General features: G+C 48.5%; 13 protein-coding genes. 11 read left to right on the top strand and 2 right to left on the bottom strand.

Annotated features, from left to right (window positions below; all coding sequences use genetic code 11):
* The first annotated feature begins 12 nt into the window (after positions 1 to 12).
* The 8 genes from accA to HMPREF3091_RS04400 all read left to right on the top strand — a co-directional run bounded on the left by accA (position 13) and on the right by HMPREF3091_RS04400 (position 10,893).
* A complete protein-coding gene (gene accA / locus HMPREF3091_RS04435) occupies positions 13 to 972 on the top strand; it encodes an acetyl-CoA carboxylase carboxyl transferase subunit alpha (RefSeq protein ID WP_004094320.1) in 960 nt (319 codons plus the stop codon).
* A 181-nt stretch (positions 973 to 1,153) separates the two neighbouring features.
* On the top strand, positions 1,154 to 1,570 hold the full coding sequence (locus HMPREF3091_RS04430; protein ID WP_070714476.1) for a VOC family protein: 417 nt from the start codon (positions 1,154 to 1,156) through the stop codon (positions 1,568 to 1,570).
* Positions 1,571 to 1,677: 107 nt separating this feature from the next.
* Positions 1,678 to 3,288, top strand: a complete 1,611-nt coding sequence (gene cadC / locus HMPREF3091_RS04425) for a lysine decarboxylation/transport transcriptional activator CadC (protein ID WP_070714474.1) — start codon at positions 1,678 to 1,680, stop codon at positions 3,286 to 3,288.
* Positions 3,289 to 3,714: 426 nt separating this feature from the next.
* Entirely contained in the window at positions 3,715 to 5,037 is a 1,323-nt protein-coding gene (gene cadB / locus HMPREF3091_RS04420) for a cadaverine/lysine antiporter (protein WP_035503692.1), read from the top strand.
* A gap of 150 nt (positions 5,038 to 5,187) precedes the next feature.
* The gene (locus HMPREF3091_RS04415; RefSeq protein WP_004094314.1) at positions 5,188 to 7,329 is read left to right on the top strand and encodes a lysine decarboxylase CadA; all 2,142 of its coding nucleotides are present in this window, start codon (positions 5,188 to 5,190) and stop codon (positions 7,327 to 7,329) included.
* 73 nt (positions 7,330 to 7,402) lie between these two features.
* Positions 7,403 to 8,887, top strand: a complete 1,485-nt coding sequence (dtpD, locus tag HMPREF3091_RS04410) for a dipeptide permease DtpD (RefSeq protein WP_008814499.1) — start codon at positions 7,403 to 7,405, stop codon at positions 8,885 to 8,887.
* Between the two features lie 78 nt (positions 8,888 to 8,965).
* Entirely contained in the window at positions 8,966 to 10,285 is a 1,320-nt protein-coding gene (gene tilS / locus HMPREF3091_RS04405; protein ID WP_004094312.1) for a tRNA lysidine(34) synthetase TilS, read from the top strand.
* 290 nt (positions 10,286 to 10,575) lie between these two features.
* On the top strand, positions 10,576 to 10,893 hold the full coding sequence (locus HMPREF3091_RS04400) for a c-type cytochrome (RefSeq protein WP_020303586.1): 318 nt from the start codon (positions 10,576 to 10,578) through the stop codon (positions 10,891 to 10,893).
* An 81-nt stretch (positions 10,894 to 10,974) separates the two neighbouring features.
* Here HMPREF3091_RS04400 and rof read toward each other — a convergent pair whose 3' ends face one another.
* Both rof and HMPREF3091_RS04390 read right to left on the bottom strand, forming a co-directional pair.
* The gene (gene rof, locus HMPREF3091_RS04395; protein ID WP_004094310.1) at positions 10,975 to 11,235 is read right to left on the bottom strand and encodes a Rho-binding antiterminator; all 261 of its coding nucleotides are present in this window, start codon (positions 11,233 to 11,235) and stop codon (positions 10,975 to 10,977) included.
* Positions 11,222 to 11,422, bottom strand: coding sequence for a YaeP family protein (locus HMPREF3091_RS04390; protein WP_008814496.1), 201 nt, complete (start codon positions 11,420 to 11,422; stop codon positions 11,222 to 11,224). Before HMPREF3091_RS04390 ends, rof begins: the two co-directional genes overlap by 14 nt.
* Before the next feature lie 226 nt (positions 11,423 to 11,648).
* Between HMPREF3091_RS04390 and HMPREF3091_RS04385 the strand changes: the two genes are divergently transcribed.
* From HMPREF3091_RS04385 to nlpE, 3 genes are all read left to right on the top strand, one after another.
* Entirely contained in the window at positions 11,649 to 12,197 is a 549-nt protein-coding gene (locus HMPREF3091_RS04385) for a YaeQ family protein (protein ID WP_004094307.1), read from the top strand.
* Position 12,198: 1 nt separating this feature from the next.
* Positions 12,199 to 12,615: an alternative ribosome rescue aminoacyl-tRNA hydrolase ArfB gene (gene arfB, locus HMPREF3091_RS04380; protein WP_070714472.1), complete on the top strand. Its 417-nt coding sequence runs from the start codon at positions 12,199 to 12,201 to the stop codon at positions 12,613 to 12,615.
* A 61-nt stretch (positions 12,616 to 12,676) separates the two neighbouring features.
* Positions 12,677 to 13,357 (top strand): envelope stress response activation lipoprotein NlpE, encoded by a 681-nt coding sequence (nlpE, locus tag HMPREF3091_RS04375; protein WP_070714471.1) that lies wholly within the window; start codon positions 12,677 to 12,679, stop codon positions 13,355 to 13,357.
* The last annotated feature ends 3 nt before the right edge of the window (positions 13,358 to 13,360 follow it).

Genomic DNA, 13,360 nt, shown 5'->3' with positions numbered 1-13,360 from the left:
TATAGGAATACTATGAGTCTGAATTTTCTGGATTTTGAACAGCCGATTGCAGAACTTGAAGCGAAAATTGACTCGCTAACTTCAGTCAGCCGTCAAGACGAAAAATTAGATATTAATATCGACGAAGAAGTACAGCGCCTGCGTGACAAGAGCGTTGAGCTAACTCGTAAGATATTTTCTGATCTGGGTGCCTGGCAGGTTGCGCAATTAGCGCGCCATCCGCGTCGTCCGTACACGCTGGATTATATCGAGCATATTTTCACTGACTTCGATGAGTTGGCTGGCGACCGTGCCTACGCCGATGATAAGGCGATTGTTGGCGGTATGGCTCGTTTGAACGGTCGTGCGGTGATGATCATTGGTCATCAGAAAGGCCGTGAAACCAAAGAGAAAATCCGTCGTAACTTTGGTATGCCTGCGCCGGAAGGCTATCGTAAGGCTCTGCGCCTGATGGAAATGGCTGAACGCTTTAAGCTGCCAATCATCACTTTTATCGACACACCGGGCGCATACCCTGGCGTTGGCGCTGAAGAGCGTGGGCAGTCAGAGGCCATTGCACGTAACCTACGTGAAATGTCTGGTTTGACCGTTCCGGTTATCTGCACCGTTATCGGTGAAGGTGGCTCGGGCGGGGCGCTGGCGATTGGGGTGGGCGATAAAGTCAATATGCTGCAATACAGCACCTATTCCGTTATTTCGCCAGAAGGCTGTGCTTCGATTCTGTGGAAGAGCGCGGATAAAGCGCCACTGGCCGCAGATGCGATGGGCATTACTGCTCCTCGTCTAAAAGAGTTAAAGCTGATTGACTCTGTGATCCCAGAACCTTTGGGAGGCGCACATCGTGATGTTCCTGCGATGGCCGCATCACTGAAAGCTCAGTTGCTGGCTGATTTGAGCGATCTGGACGTGCTGGAAACTGAAGAGCTGTTGAATCGTCGCTATCAGCGTCTGATGAACTACGGCTACTGCTAATATCCGCCACACCTCATCTCTATTGTAAAGCCCGGTTATGCCGGGCTTTGTTGTTTTTATCAATCATTCAAATATTGCATTTTTCGAGTACTCTTTATATGGGAACAATTATCGCTGTAGAATTGCTTTCTGCCGAGTAAGGGGGTAATTTCCCTGAGAATCATTAGCATCTGGAGGATGTGTGAAACTCAATAAAGTCCACCATATCGCAATTATCGCGTCTGATTATCCACGCAGTAAGTCGTTTTACTGCGATGTTTTAGGCTTTACGCTATTGAGTGAGGTGTACCGTGCGGAGCGAGATTCCTGGAAAGGGGATTTGGCACTTAATGGTGATTACACGATTGAGCTGTTTTCGTTTCCACAACCTCCAGCGCGTGTTTCACAGCCTGAAGCCTGTGGCTTGCGACATCTTGCGTTTAGCGTAGATGATATTGATAGCGCAGTAACTCATCTGGCACAGCATCAGATCCGTTGCGAACCGATACGCATTGATCCATACACTGAACGACGATTCACGTTTTTCACTGACCCTGATGGCTTGCCGCTTGAGCTTTACCAAGCGACCAATAGGTTAAAAAACAGTACCAATTGTTGAAATTATAATACCAATAGGGCGTAGGGTGCTGCGGTTTACTGTGTAACATCTTCCGCTGTGCTACTATTGCGCGCTTCTTTCCATTTCCCTCTGAGCCTTAGCACACCATGCAAGAGCAAACTTTCCGCGTTGGCGAATGGTTGGTTTTAGCCGCTGATAATAAGATCACCCGTGATGGTCGGTTATTAGTGCTAGAGCCTCGCCTCATCGATATGCTGAGCTACTTTGCTCATCATCCCGATACGGTACTAAGCAGGGATGAACTAATTGATAACGTATGGAAACGTAATATTGTCACCAACCATGTGGTGACTCAGTGTATCTCCGAGCTGAGGAAATATCTCAAAGACGGTCGCCCTGATGCGCCGGAATACATCGTCACCGTGCCTAAGCGCGGCTACAAGCTGGTTGAGCCCGTTATCTGGTGCGAAGAGGGCGGTGCAGATTTTACTATGCCAGCTCAGGCACCCGTAAAAGTGGTTATCGATCATGAGCCAGAAGACGGCAGTGGTCAGCTTCCACTTAGCACGACTGTGGCTGAATCTCAGCAACAACAGGCTGACGCGCTGAATAGCCCAGCAACCGCAACAGAAACCGTTACCAAGGGTAAGGGTGAAAAAAAACGGTTGTCTAAGCTATGGCATTCGCGTTTTTGGGTCTGGGTGGCCTTTCTTTCTTCACTGTTGCTGTGTATTTCTTTGGTCGGTTTGGCGGTGTTTAACCAGCGAGTACCCGTTGCACCGGCGCCAATGTTGTTAAACCCACGCGACATTGATATTCGTATTCAGGGGGGCAACAGCTGTACCAACTGGACAAATCAGCTCTCTTACGTTGTCGGCCTGAGCGAAATGCTGGCGCAGGGCCTGAATACGCACTCGACGTTTTTGGTGCATGATCAGACGAACTATAACTACGGTGGACCGAGTAGCTCTGGTAAGTCCATGTATATTGAGTTTGTGAATCAACGCCACTATCGCGCGCAGCAGTGTTTTCTGTCTGTCCGCTTGATTGATAACGCTGATAGCTCAGTCATGTTGGAAAAACGCTACTTTATTACTACGGATAATTTGCTGACGGTACAGAAGGATTTTATCGATAGCATGTTCCAGACGTTAAAAGTCGTTCAACCATCGAGTATGGTGCAGAGAATAGAAACGCTGGTACCGCAACATAGTCAGGTGTTACAGCTTTACTATCAGGCACACCAGTTATTGATTCAGGGTGACAGTGACTCACTGAACCAAGCCAGTGTCCTGCTTGCTCAGATTACAAAACAGTCGCCAGAGTTTATCTACGCGCGTGCAGAAAAAGCATTGGTTGATATTTTGCTGAACTCATATCAACCGTTTAATGCAGCAGACTTGGCGGATCTTCGTAAAGAGATTACTGACGTTGAGGCTATTCCGCTATTGCAAAATAGCGCAATTATCCAGCAGATATATACGGTTGATTATTTAAGTCAGGGTAAAGTTGATGAGGCCTTTAAGATGATAAATAAAGGTATCGATTTAGAAATGTCTTGGCTGAACTATGTATTGCTTGGAAAGGTGTACGAATTGAAAGGTCAGAATAACCTTGCCGCTGATGCTTATATTACGGCATTCAATTTGAGGCCTGGAAATAACACATTAGACTGGATAAAGAATGGGGTTTTCCAGACTAACGTTATCCGTGTAGCACCTTATCTTGCCAATTACGATTTCTCTAACAACAATTAATTTGTATGATATTTAATCTAGCCTGTCTCCTTATAAAGGACAGGCTTTTTTTTACCTCCAAAGAATTATAAACCTCCCACCAAAATCCTGCTGACAATGAAAAATATATGCATTAAATGTGTTGTTTTTTTGTGTGAGCGTATGTGTTAATTTTGTTTCTTTATGTTGGTTGTTTGCTTGAAATTCTTTGGGTAATTTTTATGTCAACACACTGTTTTTATTGAATAAAATCCATGTTTCTTGATGTTTTTTTACTTGTTGGATAAAAATATCAAGATGTCATTTATTGGGACACGCTGATAATTTAACTTTACCTTTAGGACTTTTATTTTACCGGTCAGTACCATGCATCCCATCAAGTCGGTCACCTAACTGCGGTAATGAGTGAATGCGACTTTTCTGAAAATTAATCAGGAGCAACTGACCATGTCATCAAGCAAGAAAATCGGGCTAATTGCCTGCACCGGCGTAGTAGCTGGTAATATGATGGGGAGCGGTATTGCACTATTACCTGCGAACCTGGCGAGTCTCGGTTCCATCGCAATATTTGGTTGGATCATTTCTTTAATCGGTGCAATGTCACTAGCGTATGTATATGCACGTTTGGCTACTAAAAATCCTCAAGAAGGTGGCCCAATTGCTTATGCTGGTGAAATTGGTCCGGCATTTGGTTTCCAAACCGGTGTTCTTTATTACCATGCAAACTGGATTGGTAACTTAGCAATCGGTATTACCGCAGTTTCTTATCTTTCTACTTTCTTCCCAGTATTGAATAGCCCAATCGCAGCCGGTGCCGCTTGTATCGCGATTGTGTGGATCTTCACCTTCGTTAACATGTTGGGTGGTACTTGGGTAAGTCGTTTAACTACTATCGGTCTGGTTCTGGTATTAATCCCAGTCATTGGTACTGCTATCGCTGGTTGGGCTTGGTTTGACCCTGCGACTTATCACGCTAACTGGAACACTTCTGGTGGTACTGATAGCCACGCAGTTATCAAAAGTATTCTGTTGTGCCTGTGGGCGTTCGTCGGTGTTGAATCCGCAGCGGTAAGTACTGGTATGGTGAAAAACCCATCTCGTACCGTTCCACTGGCTACCATGTTAGGTACTGGTCTGGCAGGTATCGTGTATATCGCGGCAACTCAGGTTATCGCCGGTATGTACCCAGCTCACGAAATGGCTGCTTCTGGTGCACCGTTCGCAATGAGTGCTTCAACAATGGTAGGTGGCTGGGCTGCTCCTGCAGTATCTGCTTTCACCGCATTCGCATGTTTAACCTCTTTAGGTTCTTGGATGATGCTGGTGGGTCAAGCCGGTGTTCGTGCTGCTAAAGACGGTAACTTCCCTAAAGTGTACGGCGAGCTGGACAAAAACGGCATTCCTAAGAAAGGCCTGCTGTTAGCCGCAGTGAAAATGACCGTACTGATGATTCTGATCACTGTAATGAGCGCCAGCGGCGGTAAAGCGTCTGACCTGTTCGGTGAACTGACTGGTATCGCGGTACTGCTGACTATGCTGCCTTACTTCTACTCTTGCGTTGACCTGATTCGTTTCGAAGGCGCCAACGTGAAAAACCTGTTGAGCTTGGTTGCATCGGTTCTGGGTTGTTGCTTCTGCTTCATCGCTCTGATGGGTGCGGGTTCATTCGAACTGTCCGGTACCTTCATCGTGAGCCTGGTTATCCTGATGTTCTATGCACGTAAAATGAACTCACGCAAACCACAAGCTAGCGCAGACAGCAACGCATAAGTGACTTGGCTAACGCCACGGACACAACGAATTGAGTAATCCTCGCGATTACACACAGCAAGACAAATTAATTTATCCAGCCTCTCTCTGTTTGAAGTACTTCTACTGAAAAGTAGGGAGGGGCCAGCTTTTTGCCTGGAGAATTAGAGTATGAATATTATTGCCATCTTGAATCACATGGGCGTCTACTTCAAAGAAGAGCCTATCCGTGAACTGCACAAGGCACTGGAAGCACTGGATTTTCAGATTGTTTATCCAAACGACCGTGAAGACCTGCTGAAACTCATCGACAACAATGCACGTCTGTGCGGTGTTATCTTCGACTGGGATACTTATAATCTCGACCTGTGCGAAGAAATCAGCGCGATGAACGAACATCTGCCGGTTTATGCTTTCGCCAACACCCACTCTACTCTGGATGTTAGCCTGAACGATCTGCGTTTGAACGTTGAGTTCTTCGAATACGCGCTGGGCGCAGCTCAGGATATCGCGCAAAAAATTCGTCAGAGCACTGATGCATACATCGACGAAATTCTGCCTCCGCTGACCAAAGCACTGTTCAACTACGTTAAAGAAGGTAAATACACCTTCTGTACTCCGGGTCACATGGGCGGTACTGCGTTCCAGAAATCCCCAGTGGGTAGCATCTTCTATGATTTCTTCGGCGCTAACGCGATGAAATCTGATATCTCCATCTCTGTGGGTGAACTGGGTTCTCTGCTTGACCACTCAGGTCCACACAAAGAAGCTGAAGAATACATTGCGCGTACTTTCAACGCAGAACGCAGCTACATGGTGACTAACGGTACTTCTACCGCGAACAAAATCGTTGGTATGTACTCTGCACCTGCTGGCAGCACCGTTCTGATTGACCGTAACTGCCATAAATCTCTGACTCATCTGATGATGATGAGCGACATCACTCCTATCTACTTCCGTCCAACCCGTAACGCTTACGGCATTTTGGGTGGTATTCCTAAGAGTGAATTCCAGCACGACACCATCGCTGAACGCGTTGCACAAACTCCAAATGCAACCTGGCCAGTTCACGCCGTAGTGACTAACTCCACTTACGACGGTCTGCTGTACAACACTGATTACATCAAAGAAGCGCTGGACGTTAAATCCATCCACTTTGACTCTGCATGGGTTCCTTACACCAACTTCAGCCCGATCTACAAAGGTCTGTGCGGTATGAGCGGTGGCCGTGTTGAAGGCAAAGTTATTTATGAAACTCAGTCTACTCATAAACTGCTGGCTGCATTCTCTCAGGCTTCAATGATTCACGTTAAAGGTGATATCAACGAAGAAACCTTCAACGAAGCCTACATGATGCACACCTCTACTTCTCCTCATTACGGCATCGTGGCTTCTACCGAAACCGCAGCGGCAATGATGAAAGGTAATGCCGGTAAACGTCTGATCAACGGTTCTATCGAACGTGCGATTCGTTTCCGTAAAGAAATCAAACGTCTGAACTCCGAGTCTGAAGGCTGGTTCTTCGACGTATGGCAGCCAGAAGGTATCGACGAAGCGAAATGCTGGCCTTTGGATTCCAAAGACAACTGGCATGGCTTCAAAGATATCGATAACGACCACATGTATCTGGACCCAATCAAAGTCACTCTGTTGACTCCTGGGATGCAGAAAGATGGTTCAATGGCTGATACCGGTATCCCAGCGTCTATCGTCTCTAAATATCTGGACGAGCACGGCATCATCGTTGAGAAAACCGGTCCATACAACATGCTGTTCCTGTTCAGCATCGGTATCGACAAAACTAAAGCGCTCAGCCTGCTGCGTGCACTGACCGACTTTAAACGTTCATACGATCTGAACCTGCGCGTTAAGAACATGCTGCCTTCACTGTATCGTGAAGATCCAGAGTTCTATGAAAACATGCGTATTCAAGAACTGGCACAGGGTATCCATGCGCTGATTCAGCACCACAACCTGCCGGACCTGATGTACCGTGCATTTGAAGTGCTGCCAACCATGGTGATGAACCCACACGCTGCGTTCCAGATGGAACTGCGTGGCCAGACCGAAGAAGTTTATCTGGAAGAGATGATCGGCAAAGTCAATGCCAACATGATCCTGCCATATCCTCCAGGAGTTCCTTTGGTCATGCCAGGTGAAATGCTGACCGAAGAAAGCCGCCCAGTTCTGGAATTCTTGCAGATGCTGTGCGAAATCGGTGCGCACTACCCAGGCTTCGAAACTGATATCCACGGTGCATATCGTCAGGCAGACGGTCGCTACACTGTTAAAGTTATCAAAGAACAGAAGTAATAGACTGACTGAGGGGGCGTCCTAATAAAGGGCGCCCCCTTTTATTATGCAACCCCCTTAAATGGGAGATGACATGAAAACACCCTCACAACCGCGCGCTATCTACTATGTCGTAGCATTGCAAATCTGGGAATATTTCAGCTTTTACGGCATGCGTGCGTTACTTATTCTTTATCTCACCCATCAGCTAGGGTACAACGATACCCACGCTTTCAGTCTTTATAGTGCTTACGCCTCACTCGTTTACGTCACGCCAATCATCGGCGGGATCCTAGCAGACAAATTGTTAGGTAACCGGATGGCTGTGATTGCAGGGGCGATCCTGATGACGCTGGGCCATGTGGTCTTGGGCGTTAGTGCGGTTTCACCGTCTTCTCTCTATTTAGCCTTAGCCATCATTGTGTGTGGTTACGGGCTGTTCAAATCCAATATCAGCTGCTTGCTGGGAGAACTTTACTCTCCCGAAGATCCACGCCGCGACGGCGGTTTTTCACTGCTCTATGCCGCTGGGAATATTGGTTCGATCGTAGCGCCAATTGCCTGCGGTCTGGCTGCCGAACAATACGGCTGGCACGTCGGCTTTGCGTTGGCGGGGATCGGTATGTTTGCCGGTTTGATTATCTTCTTATGCGGGCACAAACATTTCCGCCATACCATTGGTGTGAACCATCAGGGTATGAAAAATACAACGCTGCGCATCCCAAACTGGGGGTGGTTGCTGGCGGCGGTGATTCTCTCTCCTCTGTTTGTGGCGGTGCTCTTCTGGCGCGACTGGTCGAGCTACGCTTTGGCACTGGTGTGTGCCGGTGCCATTATTATTCTGGCTGGGATCTATCGTCGAGCAGAGCCTGAGCAGCGCAAAGGTCTGCTACAGATCGTGATCCTAATGTTGCTGGGAACGTTATTTTGGGCATTTGCTCAGCAGGGCGGAAGCTCGATAAGCCTATTTATCGATCGTTTTGTCAATCGCCAGTGGTTCTCTTTCACTATTCCAACGGCGGTATTCCAATCCGTGAATGGCTTTGCCGTGATGTTAAGCGGCGTGGCGCTTGCTTGGCTGGTACGTGAAAATAGCAATGGCAATCGTATATTGCGTATCTGGGGTAAATTTGCGTTAGGTCTTGCGCTGATCAGCGCAGGGTTTGGCATTCTTACTTTTAATGCTCGTTGGGCCGCGGTTCATGGGCAGGGTTCCATGGCGCTGACCGTATTGGGCTTAGCGGTTATGGGGTGCGCAGAACTGTTTATCGATCCTGTTGCGATGGCACAGATCACACGTCTGAAAATACCGGGAGTGACGGGCGTCCTGACCGGTATTTATATGCTGGCGACTGGATCGATAGCTAATTATCTGGCAGGAATTATCGCCAACCAAACGGCAGAAGTTTCATTTGAACAGGGCGGTGAAGCAACGGCGCATTCAGTGATGGCTTATGTGAGCGTCTTTAGCGATATCGCCTGGGGCGCGCTCGGCTGCGTGGGATTAGTCGCGTTAATCTGGCTATGCCATATGCTGATGGTACGCCGGAATGCAATTGCTGCCGAGTCGTGCGAATAAGGGCTTGCTTCCAACAGAGCGGATGGTTAACGTTCTGATATTCAATCGTTCAGGGCGGTGACCGCGCCGTAAAGTTTCATGAATAGCTCAGAAATCCAGATGCGAATTGCCAGCAAGCTTCAGGGGCGTTCGCAACTGATGGTTGCTTTTAGCGGTGGACTTGATTCCACCGTACTTCTGCATGCGCTAGCACAACTGCGCATGCAGAATTTTCCTCATCTACAACTGCGCGCAGTCCATGTACATCATGGACTAAGCCGCTATGCCGATTTATGGGTCGATCATTGCGAGTCCGTTTGTCGCCAGTGGCAGGTTCCCTTGAAGGTGCTACGCGTTAAGGTTGATTCCCAACGCAGCGGAGTGGAGGCAGCAGCGCGCGACGCGCGATATCACGCCATTGCTGACGAAATTAGTCATCACGAAACGTTGCTCACGGCTCAGCATCTCGACGATCAGTGCGAGACGTTTTTGCTGGCGCTTAAGCGTGGCAGTGGTCCAACCGGACTCTCTGCTATGGCGAGTCATATGCCATTCTTCAGTACTGAACAGCTCCGTCCTCTGCTGGATATCAGCCGTGCTCAGCTTGAGGAATATGCTGCTAACTACGATCTCAAATGGGTCGAAGACGACAGCAACCAAGACGATCGTTTCGATCGCAATTTCCTGCGCTTGCGCGTCATTCCGAATTTACGCGATCGCTGGCCGCACTTTCCCGAAGCGGTTGCTCGTAGCGCCAGCTTGTGTGCAGAGCAAGAACAACTGCTCGATGAGCTACTGCTAGAATCGCTGCAATCCCTCATGAGCGAAGATGATTCGCTCAACATTGACGGCCTATTACCCATGTCGGAGGCCAAACGCTATGCGCTACTACGCCGTTGGATCGCCTGCTTTGGCGTAATGATGCCGACCCGAGAGCAACTCCAATTGCTCTGGTCTGAAGTCGCCATGGCACGCGAAGATGCCGAGCCTCAGCTTCAGCTTGGCAAAAGCCAAATCCGTCGTTACCGCCAGCATCTTTATCTATTGCCACCGCTGCGTTCCCTAAAAGATCAAGTGATTGAATGGGATCCGAGAGAGTCGTTGTCGCTGCCCGATGGGCTCGGTGAACTACAGCTCGGTAGCCGAGGAATATGTGTACGCGCCCCGAAATTCGATGAGGCCGTCTCGATTCGCTTCGCCGCCCATGGCACACTACGCATCGTTGGCCGCCGCCATTCGCGACCAATCAAAAAAATCTGGCAAGAACATAATATTCCACCGTGGGAACGCGAGCGAACGCCTATGCTCTACTATGGTGAAACGCTCATCGCCGCTCTCGGTGTATTCATCACCCAGAATGGGCAGGCCGTGGCGGATGAGCCTGTATGGAATATTCACTGGACCAAAGACTGGATGTAAATCTCCGTCATAATTCAAGCCACAGATGCGTTGGCTGCACGCGTTCACCCTAGTCACTTACCAGTGTAAGCTCCTAGGGATTCACGTGTTTGCCGCCTTCCTGTGGCCTGAATTATTTAGGAGATTTTGTGTTGTCATAATTGAAGCAACCTCGGCGTTAGCGGTGCTTGCTTGATGCTGCTCCAATTACGTTGAGGATAATCTCCGTCATAATTCAAGCCACAGATGTGTTGGCTGCACGCGTTCACTCAGCGCGGGTGGAAGTGATTGCAATGTCGAGGAACATAACAATGATGAAAAAATTAATGGCTGCGGTTGTGCTGACGGCGGTGGCTTCTTTGCCAGTGCTGGCTGCGGGTGATGCGGCAGCAGGTAAAAGCAAGGCGATGACCTGTGTCGCCTGTCACGGTATGGAAGGTAAAGTGACGGTGCCGATGTATCCGAATCTGGCGGGTCAGAATGCGATGTATCTTGAGCAGGCGCTGAAGGATTATAAAAGCGGGGGGCGTTCCGGCGGGCAGGCTGAGGTGATGAAGGCCTACGTTGGCAATCTTTCCGAGCAGGATATCAGCGATTTAGCCGCTTACTATGCAAGTCTTAAACCCTAGAGAGTCTCAAACCCAAATAGAAAGGGCGATGATTTCATCGCCCTTCGTATATATGTGGCTGGAGATGTGTGCCGAAAGGGGCTAAGAAATGCTTACGTTGACGGTACCAATTTCAGGGTGACTGAAGCTGGCTATGTGGTCTAAACGTAACTCCCGTGGCTCGCCGTCTTGCTCAATGATCAGATACTCTACGTGTTTACGCGAAATCAAATCATTGGCTTTAGCTTGCAACTTCTCTCCGTTGCGCAGTTCTAGCGCCAGTATCAGATGATGCTGGCAGGCGAGTTCCAAATTGTCGTAATCGTCACAGTTGATTGGCTGATACTCTTCAATTTTCGACATAATCACTCACCAATAAGTTAGCGGCGGCATAGGCCGCCTGTTCCCTAACGGCAGATGGCAGCGCTTCATTGGCTGCAACCTCATCCAGAGCTTTTAAAACACAACCTAACGCATCAGGTATATACCCCAAATCTCCACTGCCGATCTGGGCATACATACGGCGTACTAACTCAGAATATTGCTGCAAAGTTATCCTCCTATAAAGCTTATCCCAATGACGGGCAGTTGGTAAAAACCGGCATGAGGATAAGCTCTGCTTATCTCAACGACTATAGCACAGTCGCTCTCACTAGAAAGCAGCTAGAACCGTTGCGCAACGCAATTAATTCGTTCTTTACACGTGACAATCCCCAGCCGACTAGTTGGCTGGAAGGGGATACGGTACACTGTAAATAATTATACGAGAGGATTTTATGGCATTAAAGGCAACGATTTACAAAGCTAACGTCAATATTGCAGATATGGATCGTCATTTTTATCATGATGCTTCTTTGACGCTGGCACAGCATCCCTCAGAAACCGAACAACGAATGATGCTGCGACTTTTGGCCTGGATTTGCCATGCGAACGAGCGTTTGACGTTCACTAAAGGTCTATGTGCCGACGATGAGCCAGAGTTATGGTTGCGCAACGATTACAACGGAATCGATTTGTGGATTGAACTCGGTTTACCCGATGAGAAACGTCTTAAAAAGGCCTGCTCGTTATCGCAGGAAGTGGTTCTCTACGCTTATAGTGAACGCGCTGGACGAGTGTGGTGGCAGCAAAATCAGGCAAAACTGAGTGGTCTTAAGGCGCTTTCCATTCGTTTTGTCAGCGATGACATCATGGCTCAGTTGCCAAAATTTGCTAGTCGCACCATGGATCTACAGGCCACGATACAGGAAGGCGCCATTTGGCTATCTGATGCGCAACAAAACGTAGAGATCCAGTTTGACCATTGGAAACCTGCGGGAGTTTAAGATGTTGCAGATAACCAATACCGTTTCTATTGCTGATGACGAAATTGAAATCACCGCGATCCGTGCGCAGGGAAACGGTGGTCAGAATGTGAATAAGTCATCCACGGCGATTCATCTACGTTTTGATATTCGTACCTCCAGTTTACCCCCGTTGTATCAGGAGCGTTTATTGGCGATGAGTCATCATCTGATTACTTCTGACGGCGTCGTGGTGATTAAGGCGCAGGAATATCGTAGTCAGGAGTTAAACCGTGAAGCGGCGCTAGCGAGACTAGCTGAATTGATTAAATCGGCAGGGGTTGTGGAGAAAGTTCGCCGTCCCACTAAGCCGAGTCGAAATGCAAAACGTAAGCGGGTCGAAAGCAAAACCCGACGCGGGGTGACCAAGTCTTTACGCGGTAAGGTCAGTGCTGATTAAGATTAGCAATTACGAGCGGCTTAAGACAAACATGATAAAGATCCACAGTAGGAGAATAACTGTGAAAAAATTGGCTATTTCGCTGTTTCTGGCAGCGGGTGCGATGGCACTGTTCGGGTGTAATGCTCGTTCTCAATATGTAGAACAACCTCTCAAGCCGATGGCGCAAAGTTTTCAGGGCGTTTTGCCCTGTGCTGATTGCCAAGGGATGGATACGTCGCTGTTCTTGGAAAAAGATGGCACCTTTGTTCTGAAAGAAGTTTACCGTGGTACACGTGACGGCGATCAGGCTTTTGCGGAGTACGGTAGCTGGCAGCGTACCGCCGATAAACTGGTACTTACCGGTACGGACGGCAGCAAGCGTTATTTTCGTCCTAAAGGCAATGACTTAAACATGCTGGACGCCAGCGGCAACGATATCGACTCCACGTTAAATTACACGCTGAAAGCGACGGATGCGCCGCTGCCAGTTACGCCGATGACGTTTAAAGGCATGTATGTCTATATGGCCGACGCGGCGACCTTCCATGATTGTGCTACGGGCAAAAATTTCCCGGTGAGCAATAACATTGCTTTGGAGCAGGGGTATAGTCGCGCTCAGGGCGAAGCGGGTCAGCCGGTATTTTTGGAAATTCAGGCGCACTTTGCCATAACGCCATCGATGGAAGATGGGATGGTTGAAAAAGCGATTGTCCCTGACGGTCAGCCTCGATTTGATGCCAAAGGCGAATGCGCTAACTGATAT

The organism is Hafnia sp. HMSC23F03 (assembly GCF_001816025.1).
GTDB lineage: Bacteria > Pseudomonadota > Gammaproteobacteria > Enterobacterales > Enterobacteriaceae > Hafnia > Hafnia paralvei.
The sequence above is the reverse complement of the archived record's forward strand: the minus strand, read 5'-3'. Positions and strand labels throughout refer to the sequence as shown.